Origin of the sequence: Alcaligenes faecalis (assembly GCF_009497775.1) — a bacterium.
In the GTDB taxonomy this organism is placed as follows: domain Bacteria; phylum Pseudomonadota; class Gammaproteobacteria; order Burkholderiales; family Burkholderiaceae_B; genus Alcaligenes; species Alcaligenes faecalis_D.
Genome location: NZ_CP031012.1, coordinates 1526673 through 1549236, shown reverse-complemented (window position 1 = coordinate 1549236; position 22564 = coordinate 1526673). Strand labels below are relative to the sequence as shown.

General features: G+C 57.0%; 19 protein-coding genes and 1 pseudogene. 13 read left to right on the top strand and 7 right to left on the bottom strand.

The features are described from left to right. Nucleotides 1-40: 40 nt before the first annotated feature. Nucleotides 41-148, top strand: a pseudogene (locus tag DUD43_RS19405) (helix-turn-helix domain-containing protein); the annotation flags it as partial. Between the two features lie 53 nt (nt 149-201). Beyond that, complete coding sequence (locus DUD43_RS19215; RefSeq protein ID WP_228125928.1) at nt 202-1173, top strand: tyrosine-type recombinase/integrase; 972 nt, start codon at nt 202-204, stop codon at nt 1171-1173. A gap of 300 nt (nt 1174-1473) precedes the next feature. On the opposite strand, the gene DUD43_RS07120 is transcribed toward DUD43_RS19215, so the two are convergent. Next, nucleotides 1474-1959, bottom strand: coding sequence for a DUF4440 domain-containing protein (locus DUD43_RS07120; protein WP_153229716.1), 486 nt, complete (start codon nt 1957-1959; stop codon nt 1474-1476). Nucleotides 1960-2248: 289 nt separating this feature from the next. Between DUD43_RS07120 and DUD43_RS07115 the strand changes: the two genes are divergently transcribed. From DUD43_RS07115 to nhaA, 7 genes are all read left to right on the top strand, one after another. Then, entirely contained in the window at nt 2249-3007 is a 759-nt protein-coding gene (locus DUD43_RS07115; RefSeq protein WP_153229715.1) for a M48 family metallopeptidase, read from the top strand. A gap of 337 nt (nt 3008-3344) precedes the next feature. Continuing rightward, nucleotides 3345-3746: a YchJ family protein gene (locus DUD43_RS07110; RefSeq protein ID WP_153229714.1), complete on the top strand. Its 402-nt coding sequence runs from the start codon at nt 3345-3347 to the stop codon at nt 3744-3746. A 53-nt stretch (nt 3747-3799) separates the two neighbouring features. After that, the gene (locus DUD43_RS07105) at nt 3800-4213 is read left to right on the top strand and encodes a GNAT family N-acetyltransferase (protein ID WP_228125927.1); all 414 of its coding nucleotides are present in this window, start codon (nt 3800-3802) and stop codon (nt 4211-4213) included. A gap of 36 nt (nt 4214-4249) precedes the next feature. After that, nucleotides 4250-4768, top strand: a complete 519-nt coding sequence (locus DUD43_RS07100) for a DedA family protein (RefSeq protein WP_153229712.1) — start codon at nt 4250-4252, stop codon at nt 4766-4768. A 6-nt stretch (nt 4769-4774) separates the two neighbouring features. Then, nucleotides 4775-5119, top strand: a complete 345-nt coding sequence (locus DUD43_RS07095; RefSeq protein ID WP_153229711.1) for a DMT family transporter — start codon at nt 4775-4777, stop codon at nt 5117-5119. A 15-nt stretch (nt 5120-5134) separates the two neighbouring features. Then, nucleotides 5135-5593, top strand: coding sequence for a D-aminoacyl-tRNA deacylase (dtd, locus tag DUD43_RS07090; protein ID WP_153229710.1), 459 nt, complete (start codon nt 5135-5137; stop codon nt 5591-5593). Nucleotides 5594-5711: 118 nt separating this feature from the next. Beyond that, entirely contained in the window at nt 5712-7076 is a 1365-nt protein-coding gene (gene nhaA, locus DUD43_RS07085) for a Na+/H+ antiporter NhaA (RefSeq protein WP_153229709.1), read from the top strand. A gap of 65 nt (nt 7077-7141) precedes the next feature. Here the strand turns inward: nhaA and DUD43_RS07080 are convergent, their stop codons facing one another. Next, nucleotides 7142-7903, bottom strand: a complete 762-nt coding sequence (locus tag DUD43_RS07080) for a hypothetical protein (protein WP_153229708.1) — start codon at nt 7901-7903, stop codon at nt 7142-7144. 483 nt (nt 7904-8386) lie between these two features. Between DUD43_RS07080 and mgtE the strand changes: the two genes are divergently transcribed. The 4 genes from mgtE to DUD43_RS07060 all read left to right on the top strand — a co-directional run bounded on the left by mgtE (nt 8387) and on the right by DUD43_RS07060 (nt 14496). After that, nucleotides 8387-9727, top strand: coding sequence for a magnesium transporter (gene mgtE / locus DUD43_RS07075; RefSeq protein WP_153229707.1), 1341 nt, complete (start codon nt 8387-8389; stop codon nt 9725-9727). A 160-nt stretch (nt 9728-9887) separates the two neighbouring features. Beyond that, nucleotides 9888-12854 carry an MHYT domain-containing protein gene (locus tag DUD43_RS07070; protein WP_153229706.1) on the top strand — a complete coding sequence of 989 codons (2967 nt, stop codon included), beginning with the start codon at nt 9888-9890 and terminating at the stop codon, nt 12852-12854. After that, a complete protein-coding gene (locus DUD43_RS07065; protein ID WP_153229705.1) occupies nt 12847-13863 on the top strand; it encodes an HD-GYP domain-containing protein in 1017 nt (338 codons plus the stop codon). Before DUD43_RS07070 ends, DUD43_RS07065 begins: the two co-directional genes overlap by 8 nt. A gap of 69 nt (nt 13864-13932) precedes the next feature. After that, a complete protein-coding gene (locus DUD43_RS07060) occupies nt 13933-14496 on the top strand; it encodes a helix-turn-helix domain-containing protein (RefSeq protein WP_228125926.1) in 564 nt (187 codons plus the stop codon). 9 nt (nt 14497-14505) lie between these two features. On the opposite strand, the gene DUD43_RS07055 is transcribed toward DUD43_RS07060, so the two are convergent. The 5 genes from DUD43_RS07055 to DUD43_RS07035 form a co-directional block, all read right to left on the bottom strand. Then, nucleotides 14506-14922, bottom strand: coding sequence for a hypothetical protein (locus DUD43_RS07055; protein ID WP_086061019.1), 417 nt, complete (start codon nt 14920-14922; stop codon nt 14506-14508). A gap of 12 nt (nt 14923-14934) precedes the next feature. Then, nucleotides 14935-16050 carry an aminotransferase class V-fold PLP-dependent enzyme gene (locus tag DUD43_RS07050; RefSeq protein ID WP_228125925.1) on the bottom strand — a complete coding sequence of 372 codons (1116 nt, stop codon included), beginning with the start codon at nt 16048-16050 and terminating at the stop codon, nt 14935-14937. Between the two features lie 15 nt (nt 16051-16065). Further along, a complete protein-coding gene (locus tag DUD43_RS07045) occupies nt 16066-17364 on the bottom strand; it encodes an MFS transporter (protein WP_153229703.1) in 1299 nt (432 codons plus the stop codon). 99 nt (nt 17365-17463) lie between these two features. Further along, nucleotides 17464-19860, bottom strand: a complete 2397-nt coding sequence (locus tag DUD43_RS07040) for a mechanosensitive ion channel domain-containing protein (RefSeq protein ID WP_153229702.1) — start codon at nt 19858-19860, stop codon at nt 17464-17466. Nucleotides 19861-19903: 43 nt separating this feature from the next. Continuing rightward, nucleotides 19904-22345: a DUF3772 domain-containing protein gene (locus DUD43_RS07035; protein WP_194273454.1), complete on the bottom strand. Its 2442-nt coding sequence runs from the start codon at nt 22343-22345 to the stop codon at nt 19904-19906. Nucleotides 22346-22564 lie beyond the last annotated feature (219 nt).

Sequence of the window (22564 nt, the reverse complement as noted above, 5' to 3'; positions counted from 1 at the left end):
CTAAAGAATGGAACCTGCCCGGCCTTAGGCCGGGTTTTTGATGGGAGATGCAATGCTATCCGTGACAGAGGCTGCAAAGCGCCTAGGTGTTTCGGCGCGCACCGTATACGATCTTGCCGCGCCTGCAGGGCCTATCCCCTGCCATCGAATCGGGCGCAGGATTGTTTTTTCAGATGATGATTTAACGGAGTATCTACAGCAATGTCGATTTACAAAGATAAAGCACGAGGTTGCTACGTTTTTGAGTTCGACCGACAAATTGAAGGCCGAAGGGTCCGGGCTCGAAAGCTACTTCCGAAAACGTGGACGCGAACCCAAGCTGACACCTACGACCGCAAAGAGTCAGACCGTCTCTACGCCATTGCAACTAGTGTCGAGCAGCGCCAATACCTCATCGAGGAAGCCGTCGCGATCTACCTAAAAGAAAGAGTTCCTTCCCTGAAGTCTGGGGAGAATATTATTGGCGAACTGGCTCAGATGTACTGGGCCTACCAAGAAAAGCCTATGTCCGCATTAGCGGACGCTTGCAAGGAATACACAGTGAAAGCAAGAAAGTCAGACGGCTCTAAGCTGGCAGCGGCCACCCTGCGAAACCGCATCAGATACCTGACAAGTGCTTGTCGATACGCCTGGAAGCACCACGGGATGAACGCCCACGATCCTGCTGACCGCGTGATTTCCCCCACTGTGAGGAACGAACGCAGACTATTCATTGATCGACGGCAGATGCTGGCCCTATGCTTGGCCTGCACGCATCGGCCTACACGGGCAGCAATACGCATTGCTTTCTACAGCGGGATGCGAATGTCGGAGATAAAACAAGCTGAGCGCAGAGACGGGGTGTTTGTTCTGCATGACACGAAGAATGGCGAACCGCGCCACGTGCCGATTCATCCAAGGATTCGTTGCTGCGTCAGCATCGCCTTACCCGATCAGAGTCGTATATCCAAGCATTTCCGCGATGCACGCAAGGCTGCTGGCATGGAATGGCTGCGCTTCCATGACCTGCGACACAGCGCCGCAAGTGAAATGATTAACGCCGGTGTTGATCTATATACTGTGGGTGCCGTCCTAGGTCATAAATCAGCTGTCAGCACAAAGCGGTACGCACACCTTGCGACCTCATCAATTCGGGATGCTCTTGAACAGATTGGACGCAAAAAAGTTGCATAAAATGGTGGGGGAAATATTGACGCACTGACGGCAAAGTTACGTATCTGGCGCACTTACCACAAATGGGAAATCAAGCGCACATGCGGGTTTACAAGCTCCGTGTACTCTGCGGCACTTACTCATAATCCGTTGGTGCCGTGTTCGACTCACGGGGGGGGCACCACCTTTTTCAAGTATCGGCCCACACGAATAATGACAATGCCGAACTTGCTTGTTCCCTGCTTTTGACTTCCATCCAGCAACAAACCTGAAGCCCGGGCTTCCTGCTGTTTGAGCAAGTCGCCCAGGCCTGAAAATTGCTTATTTATCAGCTGGCAAGACCGAAGAATGGTGGCTGACAATCAGCCAATCCCGCCCATCCCACTGATAGGTGTAGGTGTAACGCGCGCCCACGTCTTTGCCGCTGCTACCCATATGAAAGGTATACAGCCCCGAGTCCACCGCCATATTGCAACCCAGGGTGATCTGCCGTTCCGTCACCCTGCCCTGCGGTTTGGCGACCAGAAAGTGGTCGAAGTAATCTTCTTTCTCTGCCTTCGTAATACGGTTTACGCCAGACAGTGTGGGCAGCAGAATCGAGCGCTCTGCGTAGTTTTTAACGACGGCCTCGGGTTTGCCGGTTTGTAGCGACTGATTCCAGCGCTCAAACAAGGCGGCAACGCCTGCCTCGTCTATCTGTGCACAGCTTTGTGAAGACTGGACACTCAGGCTACGTTCCCCCTGAGTTTGAGCCGCGCAACCCGCCAGCACCAGCGTACCCAACAACACCATGATTTTCTTGCTCATTTTCCTTACCTCCCTCTCGTTTTTATGAGGCGGATAGTAGCATCGGTGCCTAATCATTAGCGTTTAACGCTGCTTGAGACTGCTCCCCTTGGCGGCGGGTTGCCAGGCTTTCGGAAATGAATGGGATCTTGGGGCTAAAACTCGTTAATCTCCTTGATCGTGCCCGTCTACGTCTTTTATCTATGTGTAAGTGCACCAACAACAATTGTTAAAGATTGTTTTATATGGGAATCCTTCGCCGCCTAGTCATTAAAATCGCTTCTCTTTATAAAAGTAGAAGGGGAAGTTCATGACTTTTCGTATGGGTGCATTGGCCGCTATGCTGGCCGTCGCTGGCCTGACTGCAGGCTGCCAGACAATGGATGTGGGTGGCATGGTGGGTGCGGGCAGCAAGGCTGTCCAGGCTTTCAATTTGTCCGATCAGGAAGTGATTGCCCTGTCTGATCAATCTTGCAAACAGATGGACACTGAAAACAAAGTAGCCAGCGCCAACAGCAAGTACAACAAGCGCCTGCAACGTGTCGTTAAGCCTTTGACGAAACAGTTGAACGGTCAAACACCAAACTTCAAGGTTTACCAGACTCAGGAAGTGAACGCCTGGGCCATGGCTAACGGTTGCATCCGTGTTTACGCCGGTCTGATGGACAAGATGAACGACGACGAACTGCGCGGCGTGATTGGTCACGAAATGGGCCACGTTGAGCTGGGCCACAGCAAGAAAGCCATGCAAACCGCCTACGGTCTGTCCGCTGCTCGTGACGCGGCTGCCGCTACCGGCAACGGCGTGGTTGCTCAACTGAACTCCAGCCAATTGGGCGAGCTGTCCGAAGCCTTCCTGAACGCTCAGTTCTCGCAATCGCAAGAGTCCGACGCTGACGACTACTCCTTTGAACTGCTGACCGAGCGCAAGCTCAAGACCCAGGGTCTGGTTTCTGCCTTTGAAAAACTGGCCGCTCTGGACGGTGGTGAAAGCAGCGTGATGAGCTCACACCCCGGCTCCAAAGAACGCGCCCAGCGTATGCAACAGCGCATCGACGCGGCTAAGTAAGCCCGTTCGACGCAGCGAATCGCATGCCTCTAGCCCGTCCGCTTTTGCGGGCGGGTTTTTTTATGGGTGAAGCCAAGGATGACAAGCCGGGATGAAGCGTCGCATCCGGCAGCCGCTGTCAAACGTCTGATGGCAGGTCAGGAACTTTTTGCCAATACGGTGAACCAATCAGACATTATCAGCACCCGTACTACCTCGAACGCCCCTGCCTGATACAGCATCCAGCAACAATAACGCCTGGCCTGTGAATCGTTACTTTTGGTCTTGGGGGGCGCCATAAACCAATACCTGCTTTCAGGTATGCTTGTGCCATTCTTTGGTCTTGGCAGTTACGCTCTTGAAAAAGCCTTCCTCTTCAAAAAACTCCTGCCCCTGCGGCAATCCCAAAACTTACGAAGCCTGTTGCGGCCCTTGGCACCAAGGCCCGCAGTACTTACAAGCCCCCGATGCGGCTACCTTGATGCGCTCGCGTTACAGCGCTTTTGTACGCGACGATCTGGACTACCTGCTGGCCACCTGGCATAGCTCCACCCGTCCCCATTCGCTGGAACCCAACCCGGAAGGTTTGCAATGGCTGGGCCTGGATGTGCGTCGTCATGAACGTGTTTCCGACACGGAAGCGATTGTGGAGTTTGTCGCTCGCAACCGTCTGAATGGCCGGGCGAATCGTCTGCATGAAGTCAGCCATTTTGTCCTTGAACAAGGCCAATGGTTTTACGTGGACGGGGATTTTTCATGAGCCGGCCCAAGGATTTGGGGCAAGCAGAACAGATACATGGATCCTGCCTGCCCATGGCTTTGCTTCTGGAAGCCGATCCCAGCCCTAGCCTGATTGAAAGCTACAGAGACACGCCTCACGCCTGGTGCATTAAAGATCAGGAGCACATCGTGGCGGCAGCTATTTTGCAACGCAGGAACGCCCAGGATTGGGAGCTGATGAACATTGCCGTTCAGCCCTCGCATCAAGGTCATGGGCTGGGCGCCACGCTGCTGTCTGCCCTGATCCGCTATGTACGCGAACAAGGCGGGCAGACTTTATATGTGGCCACCGGCACCATTGGCTATCCCCTGTTTTTCTATCAGCGCGCCGGCTTTCGGGTGGTGGCGATAGAGCCCGATTATTTCCTGCACCATTACGACGAGGCCCTGTTTGAGGACGGTTTGCAGCACAAGGACCGCCTGATCCTGAGTCTTGCCCTGAACTAAAGGATGGCATGATGCTGTCCCTTCCTTCTGGTTGATATGCTGAGCACCCTAAGCAATTTTGCAGAGCAGGCCACCGCCCTGATCAGTGCCAATCCTCAATGGGTTGCCCCCGCTGTTTTTGCCTTATGTCTGGTCGAGTCCCTGCCTTTTCTGGCGCTGATCATACCGGGTACGGCCATTCTTTTATCCGTCGGTGCCCTGGTCGGTGCCGGCGAAATGAGCTTGCTGCCGATCTGGTTGTCCGTGACGCTGGGCGCTGGCGTGGGCAATGCCATCTCCTTTTTTCTGGGCCAACGCTACGGCGGCAATCTGTTCCACTTCGAGTGGGCCCGCAAACGTTTGCACCTGTATGCGAAGGCGCAGGCTTTTTTTGCACGCTGGGGATGGTTTAGTATTGTGGCCTGCCGCTTTATTGGCCCCTTGCGCTCGACGGTTCCCTTGATTGCGGGCACCTGCGCCATGTCGCCTCTCAGCTTTCATATTTCTTCCTGGGCCTCGGCCGCCTTGTGGGCCAGTGTCTTGCTGCTACCCGGCTGGCTCAGTTTCCAACCCTGATTTTCCATGACTCCTGTAAGCCTCGCCTACCTGCATTTATTCATCGCGATTATCTTCGAGATCATCGCCACCAGCTTGCTGCAGCGCTCTGAACAATTTACGCGCCTGATGCCCAGCGCCTTGACGATCATGTTCTACGCGGGTGCGTTTTACTTCCTGTCGCTGAGCCTGCGCGTCATGCCGGTTGGGGTGGCTTATGCCATCTGGAGTGGCGTGGGCATTGTGCTGATTTCGCTGATTGGCTGGGTGGTCTTCAAGCAGAAACTGGATTTGGCCGCTATGATTGGCATCGCCTTTATTGTGGTGGGCGTGCTGATTGTGAATCTGTTTTCCAAAGCCGTCAGCCACTGATCTTAGTGAATAAATATGATTGCCTTGATTCAACGGGTACGCCAGGCCCAGGTCGATATTGATAAGCAAACCGTCGCCAAAATTGGGGCGGGCATGGCCGTTCTGGTCTGTGCCGAACATGGTGACACCAGCGAGCAAGCCGCGCGTTTGCTGGACAAGCTCCTGGCCCTGCGCATCTTTTCGGACGAGCAAGGCAAGATGAATCTGAACTTGTTGCAAGCCGGTGGCCAGTTGCTGCTGGTCAGCCAGTTCACCCTGGCGGCCGATACGCGCAAGGGTAATCGCCCTGGATTCAGCCGCGCCGCGCCCCCTGCCATCAGCCAGCCCTTGTTTGACGAGCTGGTAGCCATGGCCCGCGCCCGCCTGCCCGATACGCAGTGCGGTGTGTTTGGTGCCGATATGCAATTGAGCCTGACCAACGATGGCCCGGTGACGATTCCCATGCATATCGCGCCCGACACAGAGCCAAGCTGACGATTGCCTTAAAGAGGCTCAATCCCTATAATTGCGCAGGGTGTTTTGCTGGCATCGTGCAGCAAGGCAGGTTAAATACATACGCAAGGTCGGGCCGCCTTGTGGAGATTTGCCGACCATGTCCCACCCTTCTTCGGGTGCGCCCTTGCCGCGCGCCCATGTTCTGACCCGCCAGTTGCAAGCACAATTGCAGCGCCTCCTGCATATCGAGGCGCTAGGCGGTGTGGTCCTGTTGATGGCTGCCGCCGTGGCCCTGATCTGGGCCAACTCTTCATTTTCCGATAGCTACTCTGCCCTGTGGCACACCCAGGTCACCCTGGAGCTGGGCTCCTGGCGTTTCTCGCAAGACCTGCATTTCTGGGTCAACGACATTTTGATGACCCTGTTCTTCCTGGTTGTCGGGATGGAGATCCGCCGCGAGATCCATGATGGTGCCCTGTCTGACTGGCGCTCGGCCATGCTGCCTATCTGTGCCGCCCTGTCCGCCATTACCCTGCCCGCGCTGATCTATGCCGCCATGAACCCCGACCCGAAAGTGCTGATGGGTTGGGCCATTCCTACCGCCACCGACATCGCCTTTGCGATGGGTGTGCTGGCTTTGCTGGGCCGCTCCCTGCCTCCCAGCTTGCGGGTATTTTTGTTGGCGCTGGCCATTATTGATGACCTGGTCGCCATCCTGATCATTGCCTTCTTTTACTCCGGCGGTCTGGACTACAGCGCTTTCCTGATTGCCGCCGTTGGTATTGTGGCGGTTCTGGGCCTGCAGAAAATGGGCATAGGCTCGGCCTGGGCCTATGTCGTTCCCGGCGCAATTCTGTGGTTTGGCCTTTTGAAAACAGGTGCTCACCCCACCTTGGCCGGTGTGGTCCTGGGCATGATGAGCCCCGTGCGCGCCCTGCCTCTGCCGCGCAAGGCCCGTCACCTGAATCTGGAACTGGCCGCCAAGCTGGAAGGCCAGCACGACACTCAGGAGATCATGCATACCTTGCAGAAAATGCAGCTGGCTCAGCGTGAAATCCTGCCTCCAGTTCAGCGTATTCCTGCTTTACTGCACCCTTGGGTGGCGTTCATCATCATGCCGGTGTTTGCGCTGGCCAATGCCGGGGTCAGCCTGAATGGTCTGGACCTGAATGCCGCCGGTGCGCAAAGCGCGCTGTTTGGCGTGGCAATTGCCTTGATTGTGGGCAAGCCCTTGGGCGTCTTGCTGGGCACCTGGTTGCCTGTGCGCCTGGGCCTGTGCACCCTACCGGCCGGCATGGATTGGGCGGGCGTCACCCTGATTGGTTTGCTGGCCGGTATCGGCTTTACCATGTCCATCTTTGTGGCCAACCTGGCCTTTGCCGAGCCTGTTCTGCTGGATGCGGCCAAGCTGGGCGTTCTGTGCGGCTCTTTGGCGTCTGCGGTACTGGGCTTGGCATGGGGTCTGATTGTGCGTCGTCGCTATCAGCAGTCTGCCAGCCAGGCAGCGTATAGCCAGGCATAAGCAACCAGACATAAAAAAAACAGGCCCACATTAATGTGGGCCTGTTTTTTTGGGGGACTGATCAATTAATCAATGGTCAGTACGCGCTCGTTCAGAACACGGCGGCAATCCATTTCGTACTCCAGATCCTTGACCGGAGGACGAGCCAGATGCCAGCCCAGACCGTGGCTGATCGCGCCACGCTTGGCCAACTCACTGGCCATGAAAGGATGCAGATTGTGCACCGTATAGGCGTGGGTTGCGGTGGTATCAGCCCACTCGTGACCCAGCACTTCCAGACGACGCTCCATTTCATCCAACACCCATTGAGCTTTCTTGAGCAGACCTTCAGGCGATACGTCCTGATAAGCCACGATGCTCTCTATATAGTCATCCGGCGTTTCGGGGACTTCGCAGCTGCCTGCGATCACAAAGGTTGCTTCTTCAATATCGGTTTCTACCGTGTAGCTGAAAGCGTAAAAGCTGGGCTCGGCAGGCGCACCCACCAGTGGCGACACATTGCTGCGCGCGACCGGATTGTGCTTGCCTTTGATCAGGCCCCATTCTTTCAGCGTTTCCAGATACAGCTCATTGAACTTGTTGAAGTCGCTGTCGCTGACCGGCTCGGGAGAACGCAGCTCGCAGGCGCACAAGGCCGTCAAGGGACGCTCTTCCGCTTCCAGCACGGCCTGAATCAGGTCAAAGCCTTCTTTCAATGGCACGGGGGCAGAAAACACGACCCGGCAGATCTCGTAACCGGGCTGAGCGGCCACCCCGCCCGAAAAGCGGTTCACGCCGGTCGGAATGAAGCGGTAGTCGCCTTTGTCAAAATTAATCGCATTGCTCATGGTTGTTCCTGATCGTGTAGTGGGCCTTGGCCCGCCTGGGTCGAGTCGCCGTTATGCGGCAAAGCGGGCACTATAGCACCCTCTGAACCGTCTCAAGTTCGATGCAGGGGCGCAAGCCCCACCTTAACAGCACAAATCATTTTTTTGCGCATCATTGCAATCGCTTTGACTTCCAGCGCAGACCTCCCTACGATGGCGATATTCTTCATCACGCTGATTTTCAGCTTGGTATTGCACTGAGCGGTTCTATGGGTAAATCATGGATCGATACACAGACATACTTAGACCACAGCATCAGCAATTTCCCAGACAAAATGCAGCGGCCTGGCGTTTCCTGCGCCCGGCCTGGGAAGCACGTATCCGCAAAGAACGCTATCCTAGCGAGTTTCGTGCGAACTGAGCCGGTTCGCTTTACGGTCTGTTGGCCCAGTGCCAACCTCCTGAATTCAAGACCCTGTACCTGCACGCCCACTGGAGTACTGCATGTCCACGCATCCATCCACTGATCTACTTGGCCCCCAAACCCCGATTGCCGATATTGTTCTGGCCCTGAATCAGCTGGAGCAACGCCCCGCGCTGCTCGCTGCCCAGGAACTGGATAACGAACGTCTGCAGGCTTTGCTGGAAGTACCGGAGCTGCGTTGGGCCAGTGCGCTGTTGATGGAGCTGACACGTCCCGAACGCCTGCCCGTACTGGAGCAACTGGCCGAAGACCGTATGGCCGACTTGCTGCAAGACCTGGATCATGAAGAGCAGGAGCAGATTCTTGGCCGCCTGAGCCAGCGCACCCGCACCTCCATCATGCGTCTGATGCACTACCCGGCCGATACGGCCGGCGGCATCATGACCACCGAATTCCTGCAAGTGCCCATGAGCTGGAATGTCGCCCAGACCTTGCAGCACATCCGCGAAGTGGAAAGCACTCGTGAAACGGTCTACGCCATCTATGTAGTCAACGACAAGCAGCAACTGCAATTTGTGGTGCCCTTGCGCAAGCTGGTGTGTGCCGACCCGCAAGCGGCCCTGACTGAGTTATGGAGTGGTGACAGCCCCATCGCTGTTCAGGCCCTGACGGATAAAGAAGCCGTGGCCCAACTGATACGCCGCCACGACTTTCTGGCCATTCCGGTGGTGGACGAAGCCAATGCCATCATCGGCATTGTGACGGTGGACGACGTGATTGACGCCCTGATGGACGAGGCCGCCGAAGACATGAACCGCTTCGGGGGTGCCGAACATATTGGCAAACCCTATCTGCAAGCGGGCTTTAGCACCATGATCCGCAAACGGGGCGGCTGGCTGGCCATTCTGTTCCTGGGTGAAATGCTGACGGCCAGTGCCATGCAGTACTACGAGATGCAGCTGGAAAAAGCCGTGGTCCTGGCCATGTTCATTCCCTTGATCATGAGCTCCGGTGGTAACTCCGGCTCCCAAGCCACTTCCCTGCTGATTCGCGGTCTGGCCCTGGGTGAAGTCCGTGTGCGTGACTGGTGGCGTGTGCTGCTGCGCGAACTGCCTGTGGGTCTGGTGCTGGGCACCATGCTGGGGGCGATCGGCTTTGTCCGTATTGAAATCTGGCAGCACCTGGGCCTGTACGACTACGGCGAACATTCCTTGCTGATTGCCTTCACCATCTGGCTGGCTCTGGTGGGCATTGTGACCTTTGGTTCTTGTATTGGCTCCATGCTGCCCTTCATCTTGCAGCGCGTCGGTTTTGACCCGGCCAGTGCCTCGGCGCCCTTGGTCGCTACGCTGGTGGACGTGCTCGGTTTGGTGATTTATTTCTCCGTGGCCGCGATGCTGCTGACAGGAACATTGCTCTAGCCATGAATATTTTTGTTGAATCCATACAAAAAAGCGCACAGTAAGAGACAAACTCGGTAACCTATCCGGATTTCACCGTTACATTCCCTCCAGTAAACAGGGGGAGCCTGACACATTTCGTCTAACTTGGCCCCCTGGGCCGCTTCGGACATCAGCACCTATGCGGATACTCGACCAGTTCTTCATCAGTGCAGACCAGATGGCTCCCTTTTTGGTTGGCAGCTATAACAGTGGTCTGGTGATCCTGTCCTTACTGGTTGCCATCTTCTCTTCGGGCATGGCCTTGCAAACGGCCCATATTGCCCGCATGGCCGACTTGCGCATACACCGCCAGATTGCCATTTGCACGGGCGCCATTGCTCTGGGCGGTGGCATCTGGACCATGCACTTTATTGGCATGCTGGCTTTTGACCTGTGTACCAGCGTCCACTACGACCCGGCCATCACCATGCTGTCGGTTCTGCCCAGCGTGGGGGCGTCCTGGGTCGCGCTGCAAATCCTGTCGCAAGCCCGTGTGCAGCGCTCGCACCTGATTGTGGGCGGTATTTTGGTGGGCCTGGGCATAGGCACCATGCACTACAGCGGCATGGCGGCCATGCGCATGGCGCCGGTTCTGCGCTACGAACCCGTTACCTTCTTCCTGTCGATTGTGCTGGCCGTGGTGCTGGCCACGCTGGCCTTGTGGATACGCTTTCGCCTGCACCGCACCCGCCTGACCTTGCTGCAACGTGTGGTTATCAGCGGCATTGTGCTGGGCCTTGCTATCTCCGGCATGCACTACACCGGCATGGCTGCCGCCCGCTTTATGGGCCAGACCACCCCACCGGATGACATGATCATCTTCAACAGCACCTTTGCATCCATGGTGCTGTCCACCTTCACCATTACGGTGACGGTACTGGTTACGGCGGCCAACGGCCTGCTGCGCTACCGCCAGCTGTTTCTGAAGATGGAAGAAAGTGAATCGCATAACCGGGCCATTGTGGATACCGCGATTGACGGCATTATTACCATCAACAGCCACGGCACCATTCTGGACTTCAACCATTCGGCCGAACGCTTGTTTGGCTGGAAGGCGGGTGAAGTGCTGGGCCGCAATGTGAACATGCTGATGCCCGAACCGGACCGCTCGCGACACGACAGCTATCTGTCCAATTATTTGCGCAGCAATGATCCTAAAGTCATTGGTGTGGGCCGGGATGTAACGGGGCTGCGTAAAGATGGCAGCCTGATGCCTATGCGCCTGGCTGTGGGCAAAGTACGCCAGCCCGGTGATCCGATCTTTGTCGGCTTTGTCACCGACATGAGCCGCTACAACGCCCTGACCGAATCCCTGCGTCAAAGTGCAGAAAAGGCCGAGCAGGCCGCCCAGGCCAAGAGTGCTTTCCTGGCCAATATGAGCCATGAAATCCGCACCCCGCTCAACGCGATTATCGGCTTTAGCGACCTGATGCTGAATGATCAGCTCAATGCACAGCAGAACAAGCACCTGGCCATCATCAACCAGTCGGCCCGCTCTTTGCTGGCCTTGCTGAACGATATTCTGGACACCACCAAGCTGGAACGCGGCTCGGTCGAGCTGGAGCAAGTGGACTTTTCACTGGTTGAATTGTGCAAGCAAGTTGTGGCCTCGCTGCGTTTGGCGGCAGATGCCAAGAATCTGGAATTCCGCCTGAACTATGCGCCCGAGCTGCATAACTTTTACAAGGGTGATCCGCTGCGCATTCAGCAGGTGCTGAACAATCTGATTGGCAATGCCATCAAGTTCACCCAAAGCGGTGCCGTACAGGTGGATGTACGCCCTGAACCCGGACGCAATGCCGTGTCCATCCGAGTCACGGATACCGGCATAGGCATGACACCCGATCAGCTGCGCCATGTGTTTACCCCCTTTACGCAGGCTGACGTTTCCATCAGCCGCCGTTTTGGTGGGACCGGCCTGGGCGTCTCCATTGCCCGCCAGTTGGTGGACCTGATGGGCGGCACGCTGAACGTTGAAAGTACCCTGGGCGTGGGCAGTGTGTTTGAGGTCCGTATTCCTCTGGAGCCCGGCAAAGAACCCAGCCTGAGCCCAGACGACCATCACGTGCCCCACCTGCCGCCGCTGCGCATTCTGGTCGCCGATGACATCAGCCTGAACCAGGAGCTGCTGACCCTGGCTCTGGAACAGCACGGGCATTCCGTGACGGCGGCGGATAACGGCCACAAGGTGCTGGAGCTGCTGTCCAAAGAAGATTTTGATGTGGCCTTGCTGGACGTGCACATGCCCGAAATGGACGGTCTGGAAACCGCCCGCCGGTGGCGCGAACAGGAACGCCGCGAAGCACGTCTGCCCTTGCCTCTGATTGCGCTGACCGCCAGTGTCATGGAGTCCGACCGTCATGCGGCCCAGGAAGCCGGCATGAATGGCTTTGCCACCAAGCCGCTGGATCTGCCTTCCTTGCTGCAAGAGATTGCTCTGGTGATGGGTTTGAACACCACCGCCCCCCAAGAGCACAGCGTCGAACCACAAGAGAGCAGCCTGATCGATTGGGACATGGGCCTGAGTCTGTGGGGTTCGCAAGTACGCCTGCGCCGAGCCCTGCTGAGCTTTCTGTCTGACCTGCAAACCCGCTACCCGCTTGATGAAATCAAGCAAGCGTCCCCGAACTGGGAAATTGTGCTGAGCAGCCTGCACGGGATTCGTGGCACCTCCGGAAATTTGGGCCTGCCGCAAGTCTCTGCGCTCAGCGCGGAACTGGAAGAAAAAATTCGTCGTGGTCAGACTCGCCAGATGCGCAGCCGTATTGAACAGCTGCAAGTGATGTTCAACCGCATCGCGCACGAACTTAGCCACAACGGCCCACCGACGCCTTATTCAGACCCGCAGCACGTCGTGGTGCATACCCCTGACGTTGCCTTGAACTACCTTCACATTCTGCATAACAGCGTCCTGCTCAACGAGCTGGACGAGCCTGCCCTGCAGGTGGTCTGTCAGTATCTGGAAAGCACAGGGCAAACCGATACCCTGAATGATCTTAATAAAACCATCGATGTATTCGACTTTGTTCAAGCCAGCCTGATCTTGTCGAAGCTGATCAAAGACCTGAATGCAAGCTTGGCCAAGGATCCGCCACGCCATGAATGAATTTACCTCGCCGCGCCACACCCTCTTGCTCATCGATGACGAGCCAGCCAATTTGCAGATTCTGCGCCATACGCTGCAACAGGATTTCCGGCTGCTCTTTGCCAAGGATGGCGTCAAGGCACTGGAACTGGCACAGCGGGATCTGCCCGACCTGATCTTGCTGGACATCATGATGCCGCAAATGTCGGGCTACGAAGTCTGTCGGGCCTTGAAGGCTGACCTTAAAACCCGCCACATCCCCATTATTTTTGTGACGGCGCTCTCGCAGCCACATGACGAGCAAATGGGCCTGGACATGGGGGCGGTGGACTACATCTCCAAGCCCTTCAACCCGGCGATTCTGAAGGCACGCATACGCAACCATCTGTCCCTGGTACAAATGCAGGAACTGCGCGACAGCCGCCTGCAAATTATCCGCTGCCTGGGTACGGCCGCCGAATACAAGGACAACGAGGTCGGCCGCCACGTGATCCGCATGAGCCACTACACGCGCATTCTGGCCCATTGGCTGGGTTACTCCAGTGAAGCAGCCGACGACCTGCTGCACGCCGCACCCATGCACGATATTGGCAAAATCGGTATCCCGGATTCCATCCTGCAAAAACCCGGCAAGCTGACGCCCGAAGAATGGGAAATCATGCGTACGCACACCTTGATTGGCGCCCGCATTATTGGCCAGCATTCACATGGTTTATTGAAACTGGCGCGCACGATTGCGCTGTATCACCACGAAAAATGGGATGGCAGTGGCTATCCCTATGGCCTGAAGGGCGAGGACATCCCCCTGCCCGCCCGCATTGTGGCGGTAGCCGATGTGTTTGATGCCCTGGCCAGTGACCGGCCCTATAAAAAAGCCTGGAGTGTGGAGCGCAGCATCAGCTACCTGCGCGAACAATCCGGCCAGCACTTTGACCCGCAACTGATCGCCCTGCTGGACAAATGCCTGCCTGAAATGCTGCATATCAAGGAAAAATGGGCCGACGATCCCAATATGATGGCGAAGAACTGAAGGGATCAGCCCCATCAGCAGTACCTGGGCAAGACCCCGCGCTCCTCAGCCCTGCGGGCTTGTCTTACAATGACGGCTTTACTATTTACCCCACGCTCCTACATGGCCGCTTTGCGTATTCGCCAAGTCCGACTTCATAAAAAACTGTCTCTGCGCAAGCTGGCCGAGCTTGCCCAAGTCTCCCCCGGCCTGATCAGTCAGGTGGAACGCGGTTTGACTCAACCCAGTCTGGATACCCTGCGCCAAATTGCGCGTGCGCTGGATACGCCCTTGTTTTCCCTGCTGGATGACAATGTGGAGCAAGTGGCCGTAGTGCGCCAGAACGAGCGCATGAGCATTCAATCCGCCTCGGGTGTGCAGTATCAGCGGGTCTCGCCGGGCTTTGGCAGTATTGAAATGCTGGCGGGCTTCTTGCCACCGGGTGGAAGCTCGGTCGGGCAGCGCTGGAGCCACCCTGCCGAGGAATGTGTACTGGTGACCGAAGGCCAACTGCTGGTCGATGTCGGGGATGATCAGCACTGTTTGCAAACGGGCGACAGCTGTTATTTCAACTCCAGCCTGCCCCATGCCTATCGCAATCCTTACGACAAGGATGTGCGTTTTATTGTGGCGATCACCCCGCCCAGCTACTAAGCGCCAGAACTAGGCCGCGCTGTGCAACTGGGCCTGGATCAGATCCAGCTCGGTTTCATGGCAACGCTGCAAACGCAACCAACGGTTTTCATCCATATCGGCACCGCGTGTGGCCAGCATGATCAAAATGCAGGAATCCTGATCCAGCGGCTGCACCATGGCGCTGATGCGCGGCGTGCGTTGCGTAGCACTGCCGACCCAATAGCGAATCAGTCCTTGTTCGGCCAGAATCTCCACGCTGACATGGGTCTGGCCGCCGTCAAATAAGGACGTACCCACGACCAGGCCAGGCTCCACCGTTTGCGTATCAAAGCAGCCCAGAGACCAGCGTCCCAAAGCATCCAGATCCGCCATATAGTCCATCACGACCTTGGCCGATCGTTCGATGCGGCGACTGGCCTGATGAGCCCAGGTTTGGCTATCCATACCCCTTCCTCCTTACCAACCGGCTTGCAAGGTGTCGCACAGGCGCAGCACATCCTGCTCGGTGCAAACATTACCGGGCGACAGACGCAATACGCCATCACGCTGGTCACAATACAGCTCCTGCTCACGCAGCTGATCCACCATGGCTTGAGCGCGCTGGGCACTGCTGGCGCGCAACATGATGCTGCCGCCGCGCTCGTTCTCGGCCAGCGGAGTCAGCACGGGCCAATTGGCCTTGGCCGCACGATCCAGAAAAACAGCCGTCAATGCGCGGTTTTGTTCCAGCAATTTGTCCACGCCGGTTTCCAGCACAAAACGCATGCCCGGCAAGGACGCGATACTGCCCAAAATAGCCGGTGTGCCGTGGTCAAAACGACGCGCACCGTCGGCATAGCTGAACTGATCCAGATTCCAGTTGAAAGGATTTTCCTGGCTGAACCAGCCACGGAACTCCGGCTCGCACTGCTCGATCAAATCCGCACGCACATGCAAGAGGCTGGCACCGGATACTCCGCAAGCCCACTTCAAGGAGGCCGACAAGGTAAAGGCCACGCCTTCATGCACGGTGAACGGCACCAGACCAGCGGCTTGCGTCAAATCCAGCGCCATCAGGCTGCCGTGTTCCGTCGCACATTGCGCCATACGATCCACATCCACCCGGTGCGAGGATGTAGAGCTGACCCAGGTCACCAGAGCCACGCCCACGCTGTCATCCCAGGCATTGATGAAATCATCGTCCGTCACGTAGGACAGGCCAGCACTCAAGGGCACGGTGCGCAGGGTGAAACCCAGACGCAGGGCCAGCTTTTGCAGCAGGAAATGCAGGCTGGGGAAACAATCCGCCGCGACCAGCAAGGTACGCCCTTTGAGCATATGTGATGGCAAGGAGCCCAGAATGCTGTACAGCCCGCCAGTGACGTTTTCGCTGAGTGCAATGTCTTTGGAGTCAGCACCAATCAGGCTGGCCCAGGCATCCATGAACGCCTGTTTCTGGCCCAAAGCGTAGCCCCACTGGCCATCATCCTGTGCCGACCAGACCTGGCTGAACTGATCCAGCTCGGCACGCATGGCGGCTTCCTTGCCCTCGAACATGCCAATGGAGTGATAAAGAAAATATCCGGACATCATTAACTTCCTTGAAAATCAATCGGCCAACTGACGGCCAGAGGTTTCCTGCACCGTGCTCAAAGCCACAATCCCGATCAGCGCCACCACCATCACGTAGAAGGCAGGTGCCATGCTGGAACCGGTCAAGCCCGTCAGCCAGGACGCCACGAACGGCGCCGTCGCTCCACCCAGAATGGTGGCGATGTTAAAGCCCAGCGACACGCCGCTATAGCGCACTCGCGTAGGGAACAATTCGGCATACAAGGGGTAGCCCACGGCCTGGACCACGATGAACGGCAGAATGGACACGGCCACAGCAATCACCGCCAGCGGGAAGCTGCCCCAGGAGGCAACCCACATGGTCAGCGGCACCAGCACCAGATAGCCCAGCAAGCCAATCGTCAACAAAGGCTTGCGACCGAAGCGGTCAGACAGGCCGCCGGCAAAAGGCATGATGAAGGCCGAGCACAAGGTAACCAGGGAAATCAGCCAGAACACTGCGGTGCCGTCGTATTTCAGGGTGTGGATCAAGTGGGTACTCAGGTAGACCACGCCCACGTAACCTGCCGCATTCTGGGCAAAACCAATGGCTATGACCTGCAAGAGGGGGCGGCGGTAATCACGCACAATCAAGGACAAGGGCGAGTGCTCGGGATGATGGCTTTTGAGCATTTCCTTGAAACGCGGCGAATCCTCAATGCGCGAACGGGCCCAGACGCACAGAATGATCAAGGGAATGGACAGCAGGAAGGGAATACGCCAGCCCCAATCCAGCATGGCTTCCTTGCCCACCAATGCCGTCACCAAACCAGCTACGCCCGTGGCCAGGGACAAGCCCAAAGTGGCCGCTGCCGGATTGAATGCACCAAAAAAACCGCGTTTGCCGGGGGGCGAGCATTCCGCCACATACGTGGCCGCGCCGGTAATTTCACCACCGGCAAAAAAGCCCTGCAGCAAACGGCATAGCAAGAGCAAGGCCGGTGCAGCCAGGCCCAGGGTGGCGTAGGTGGGCAGCATGCCCATCAAGGCACTGGCCACCCCGATACCCACAATGGTGAACATCAAGGCAGCGGTACGGCCATGCTTGTCACCGAACCAGCCAAAGAAGATCCCGCCCAAGGGCCGGGCCAGAAAGGCGCCCCCAAACACGGCCAGCGTGGACAGCAAGGCCGCATTTTCATTACCGGCGTGGAAAAACAGCACGCTCAGCGTGACCGCCAGGACGCCGTACAGCTGAAAATCGTAGTACTCGATCATGGTGCCCAAACCCGCAGCGCTGGCGGCACGCCATGGCGATACGGGGGCCCCGTCCTGTGGGGACTGTTTCTTGCTCATGTCTCATCCATCCTGATGCGCATTACGCGCCTTTTCTGTTTAGTGCGGCTAAACAAATTATACGGATGAATATTTCAGCTTTCAATCACTGGGAAAACCCTAAAGGTCTTCGTCCTCGGCCCTGTCCTTGTCCATGGCTTCCTGCACCCAGCGTTGCGCAGGATGCAAGCTGATGCCCTGCTGACGCAGACGGCGCAAGATATCCAGCATCAGGTTGCTGCGCACCCGGCGGTGCACCCGCATGCTGTTGATGAAACAACGCGTACTGAACGCGACCCCATCACCAAAAATCCCGTCACACGACAGGATGGGGACAGGCTCGTCCAGAATTTCCGGCTCGGACAGCACTGCGTCGCGCAGAATCTGCATGACTGCATCCGCGTCCACATCCAGTGGGAACAACAAGCGGGACTCAATCGCCCCCAAAGAGGTGGGCGTGTAGGTCAGGTTGCGTACCTGCCGCCCCATCATCTGGGCGTTGGGAACCATCACCATCGTGCGATCAAACCGCTCCACATACGTCGCCCGCAAACGGATCTGGCGCACATTGCCTTCGCTGCCCTCCACCTCCACCCAGTCCCCGACTTTGACGGGGCGCTCCACCATCAGCATCAGGCCAGAAGCAATGTTCTGCACAATACCCCGCAAACCAAAGCCCAGGCCCACCGTCAAGGCTGTAAAGATCCAGGTGACTGACTCAATCGGCACACCCAGCATGGACAGACAAATCACCAGCAGAACGAAGTAAGCGACATAGCCCACCATGCCCACGATGGCATTTTGCAGGCCGGGCTCCAGTGTGGTGTTGGGCATGTAGTTCTGACGCAGCCAGACACGCAAAAAGTGGATCAGCACGGCGCCTACCAGCATCACGCCCAAGGCAATCAGCCACAAATCCAGGCGCCACTGCACCGCCCCCAGACGCAAGGATTCACGCGATACATCCAGCCCCGACTCCAGCAACTGTTTGGGCTCGCTTAACAAGTCCGAGCTGACCATCCAGATAGCCAGACCTAGCACCGCCATACGAGCGATGGCAAAGAACACCACAATGAACTGGCTCTGCACACGGATGGGCGTGGCTTCGGGATCACGGCTACGATTTTGCAAATACGCCAGCAAAGAGTCCGATACATCCTGCAGCCAGACCATGCACACATAAGCGATCAGGCCAAACACCAAGGGCATCGTGATGAAGTAGGACATCAAATCATCAGACAGACGCTGCCAGCCCGCTATGAACAAGCCCAGCACCAGAACATAAATGACGACAGCCCCTTTAAAGGCCAGACGCGCCCAACTACGTCCTGTTTTTGCCCCCTGCCCCGATGCCTCGGTCCTGCCAAACAGCTCACCGCGCACAACCCACAAACCATAGCCGTACACAAGCAAATACAGCAGGCTGCTCACGCTATCAATCAGGTACTGAAAAGCATCCGATATAGCGATAGAGCCACTGAAGAAATTGTCTGCGACATCCGCATACGCCACCAGGAAGAAGGCACAGGCAAAATACCCCAAGCGCTTGTGGGTCTGGTCAGAAATGGGAATCAAACGCCACGACGCGCGGGGCTGCATCACAATGCCGAGAATACAGGCTATCGCCAAGCCGGCAGCCCAGGCTGCTACCTTCAAGTGTGCCAGCAGTTCAAACTGTAGGGCTTGCAGCTTGGGCCGGTCGAACACCAGCTCCACCAGCAGGTCTCCCAGGACCCAGCAAAGGAGAAACCACAGCAGGAAATTGGCAATCGTCAGGCTGGAGCGACGCAGGCGGCCAGCAGGCAAATAACGACTGACCCACACCGGCATGGCGCGGAGCAAGGCAAGCGTCACCATCAATACCGCAGCCGCCATCCACAACGAAGCACCGCTTTGCTGCCAGCTACTGTTCTGCCAGGTTTGACGCCACTGCTGAGCAAAGTCCGACAGCGTTTGTCGGTCTGCAGGCCAGGCCTCGCTCAACTGGGGCAGGTTCTCCAACAGGACCAGGGAAGAGTTGCGCTGCCAGCGTTTGGCTTGATCGTAGCGCGCGGTGGCTTCCTTCAGGAGCTGGCGGGTCTGCTGTGCCTCCACCTGAACTAAACGGGCCACACGCAAATCAGCCCGCAAGGCAGCATCGGCTCGTCGCAGTTGCATGCGCTCGTTATGCAAAGTGAGCTGCTCAGCCTCGTCGCCCGCGTCCTCGCCCAGCTCTTGCAGACGTGCACGCAGCAAGCGGCTGCGTCGCTCCAAAGACTGCACGACCCGACCGGCCAGTTCCTGCGTTTGCTGAAGTTTTTGCTCTGACTCGTAGCTGCGCTCACGCCGTATCGCAACCTGGTTGCCTTCCAGTCGATACTGCATCAGGCGGATTTCATCCTGAGCCTGCTGCAGCTCCCGCATCATGTGACGCTCTTGCTCTACCTCGGACAGCGCTTGTGCCTGCGCCCCCGTCCAGAACCCCATCAGGCTCAGGCACAAGAGCAAGACCTGCACACCTAGTCGTAGCGGCTTCATAGCTTCTGTCTCCCTGGGCGCTGCCTGTTGTTTTTACCTAGGTTCAATCATTCAACAAAGGGTTATTGCTTTCCGTCTGGCTGGCCACCGGCGTCGTTGGCAAAACCGTCATGGTTTGCGTATGGTGCAGCACCAGCCCTTCTTTGCGCAATTCATCCAGAATATCGAACATCAGGACACTGCGTACCCGGCTGCCGATTCGTGGCGAGGCCACGTAGCAAGTCGCCGTAAACTGCAAGCCGTTGGCATCAAAGCCATCCAGCGTCACGTCCGGTGGGGGATCAGCCAGCACATCGCTGTAGTTCTGCATCACATCCAGCATGATAGAACGCACCCGTTTAGCATCCGTATCGATAGGCATATTGATCTTGACCTTCACCACGCCCAAGGGATTGCTCAAGGTCACGTTACGCACGGTTTTGGTGATGAACTCGGAGTTCGGCACAATCAGGGTGGAACGGTCAAACATCTCGATTTCCGTAGCGCGGGCATTGATCTTGCGTACATTGCCCTCCACCCCGTTCAGGCTGACCCAATCACCAATCTTGATGGGACGTTCCGCCAGCAAGATCAGGCCCGACACAAAATTCTGCACCACCGCTTGCAAGCCAAAACCGATACCCACCGACAAGGCGGAAATCACCCAGGCCATGCGCTCCAGGCCAATTCCCAAAGAGGAAATCGCCGTAGCCACCACAATGAAGTAGCCCACATAGCTGAACAGATTGGCAGTAGAGACGCGCATACCGGGATCGATACGCGTGGCGGGCAAAAGCTGGTTGGCGACCCAGCGCTGCAAGGCTTTGACGAACAAAATGCCCAGTACCAGAATCAGCACGGCCAGCAGGACCGAGCTGGGTTTTAACTGAACCTGCCCCAGAGAAAAGCCCTTGACCAGGAAACCCAGACGCCGCTGCAACCACTGCGTGGGGTCTTCCCCAAAGGGCAGCAAAACCAAGGTAATCGCGGTAATAATCAGGCACAGACGCAGTGCCCCGGACAGCACAATCACAATCTGGCTACTGCCGCGCAATTGCGTGCTGGTCCATTCGTTGGAGGCCCGTTTTTCCCTGAACTGCAACAGCAGGCTTTGACCAATATCGGCAATCAGGGCCACCAGCACATAGCAGGTGCAAATCACCAGACTCAGCCATAACATCTCCTGCACAATCAGGCTGCTCAAAGCGATGTAGCCCAGCAAGAAGGCAATCATGCCCAGCACAATCACCACACCCAAGGTAATGGGAATAGCGCGCAACCAGGTTGCGCCTTGCTGTACCGGAGCCGTTTTTTGCTGATCCTCGCCCCCTTCAGGAGCCGGTGTCTTCTCACGCCCCTGGCTTAAATTCCAGGCGGCAATCGCAATAAAGATACTCAGGGTCAGCGTGTTGAAACTGTTGACCAGCAAGGTGGTGCTTAGCGTGGCGTTGATCAGCCCCAGCAATTGCTGCGACATCCAAGTCAGGGCCACCATCATGCCCAGCGCAATCGGCAACCAGGCCAGCTTCAAAGCCACATTGCTGGGGATGGGAGGCAAGCGCCAGCTAGGACGCTGTGCCGACAAGAGCACGCGCCCCATCCCGGTCACAAAGCCGCCCAGGTACAAGGCGAACACGGATTTGGACACAAAGCTGGCCAGATCCGGAGCCAGATTGCCGTTCCAGTAAAACAGCCCTGCCGCCACCGAAGCCAGCAAGCCGGGCGTCAGGCTATAGAGCACAATCAAGGCCGTCGCATAAAAAGAGCGTCGCAAACGCGAGGGCTTGGTGTGGTTGATGGTAAAGCGCTCCAGCCCCCGTACGGCCCAGACCGACAGACCCAGCAACACCAAAGCCAAGGCACCTGCCGACCACAGCACATAGGCTGGCAAGTCAATCACCCGCTGAGCCAGATCCTTGCGCATGCGCTCGACCCGAGCCAGATCACCGGGCAAGTCACGCGACACATTACGCCAGAAGCGCGGTGTCAAAACCGATTGCGACTGCCGACCCAGCTCCGCCTGGAAGATCACACGGCGCTGTTTGGATACCTGATCCAGACCTTGTGTCGTTTCCACTCCGATCAAACGGGCCAGCTTGATCATGCCGTCCAGCTCGGTCACCGCCTGCTGCAACTGCGTACGCTGACGCGCAATATCCTCGGATTCACCAGCGGGATCATCCACGGGTCCCAACTGATTCAGACGCGCCGTCACACTCAAGAGCTCAGGCTCCAGACGCACACTCATTTCCTGAGCCTGCTCTTGCGCCAGCAACAACTGATTGCGCAGAGCAACCAGTTCCGAGTCACCCAGGCCATCATTTTTCTGTAAACGCTCCTGGACGGTTTGCAGCGTGTCACGCAATTCATTCAGGGATTCACTGGCCTGCGCAGGCGTCAATGCCATCGTCTCGGCAGCGGCAGGGACGGTCGCCACTGCCAGCACCACAGCCAGCAGCCACAAAGACAAAAAGGCACACAGGCGCGAACGGCGAAAAGCGTGCATCAAGAAAACTCCGGCTAAACAATAAGGCCCCACGCCTGAAACCGGCGAGGCAGCAGAAAACATGCACAGAATACCGAAGAATCAGTGCATTGGTTCATGGCGCTCTAGTCAGCAAGCAAATTTTTTAAAGCGAAACAGCCTCTGCATGGATAAGAAACTGTTTCTACCCTCGTTTCCAAACTGGGCAAAATGCCAGCCAATATCCATCCACGCGTAAGG

Coding starts and splice junctions, on each gene's coding strand:
- DUD43_RS07045 (WP_153229703.1), bottom strand. CDS start 17,364: ATGAGCAAGAAACAGTCCCCACAGGACGGGGCCCCCGTATCGCCATGG.
- DUD43_RS07060 (WP_228125926.1), top strand. CDS start 13,933: ATGACGGCTTTACTATTTACCCCACGCTCCTACATGGCCGCTTTGCGT.
- DUD43_RS07100 (WP_153229712.1), top strand. CDS start 4,250: ATGCTGAGCACCCTAAGCAATTTTGCAGAGCAGGCCACCGCCCTGATC.
- DUD43_RS19215 (WP_228125928.1), top strand. CDS start 202: ATGTCGATTTACAAAGATAAAGCACGAGGTTGCTACGTTTTTGAGTTC.
- DUD43_RS07065 (WP_153229705.1), top strand. CDS start 12,847: ATGAATGAATTTACCTCGCCGCGCCACACCCTCTTGCTCATCGATGAC.
- DUD43_RS07115 (WP_153229715.1), top strand. CDS start 2,249: ATGACTTTTCGTATGGGTGCATTGGCCGCTATGCTGGCCGTCGCTGGC.
- DUD43_RS07080 (WP_153229708.1), bottom strand. CDS start 7,903: ATGAGCAATGCGATTAATTTTGACAAAGGCGACTACCGCTTCATTCCG.
- mgtE (WP_153229707.1), top strand. CDS start 8,387: ATGTCCACGCATCCATCCACTGATCTACTTGGCCCCCAAACCCCGATT.
- DUD43_RS07040 (WP_153229702.1), bottom strand. CDS start 19,860: ATGAAGCCGCTACGACTAGGTGTGCAGGTCTTGCTCTTGTGCCTGAGC.
- nhaA (WP_153229709.1), top strand. CDS start 5,712: ATGTCCCACCCTTCTTCGGGTGCGCCCTTGCCGCGCGCCCATGTTCTG.
- DUD43_RS07050 (WP_228125925.1), bottom strand. CDS start 16,050: ATGATGTCCGGATATTTTCTTTATCACTCCATTGGCATGTTCGAGGGC.
- dtd (WP_153229710.1), top strand. CDS start 5,135: ATGATTGCCTTGATTCAACGGGTACGCCAGGCCCAGGTCGATATTGAT.
- DUD43_RS07070 (WP_153229706.1), top strand. CDS start 9,888: ATGCGGATACTCGACCAGTTCTTCATCAGTGCAGACCAGATGGCTCCC.
- DUD43_RS07120 (WP_153229716.1), bottom strand. CDS start 1,959: ATGAGCAAGAAAATCATGGTGTTGTTGGGTACGCTGGTGCTGGCGGGT.
- DUD43_RS07105 (WP_228125927.1), top strand. CDS start 3,800: ATGGCTTTGCTTCTGGAAGCCGATCCCAGCCCTAGCCTGATTGAAAGC.
- DUD43_RS07035 (WP_194273454.1), bottom strand. CDS start 22,345: ATGCACGCTTTTCGCCGTTCGCGCCTGTGTGCCTTTTTGTCTTTGTGG.
- DUD43_RS07055 (WP_086061019.1), bottom strand. CDS start 14,922: ATGGATAGCCAAACCTGGGCTCATCAGGCCAGTCGCCGCATCGAACGA.
- DUD43_RS07095 (WP_153229711.1), top strand. CDS start 4,775: ATGACTCCTGTAAGCCTCGCCTACCTGCATTTATTCATCGCGATTATC.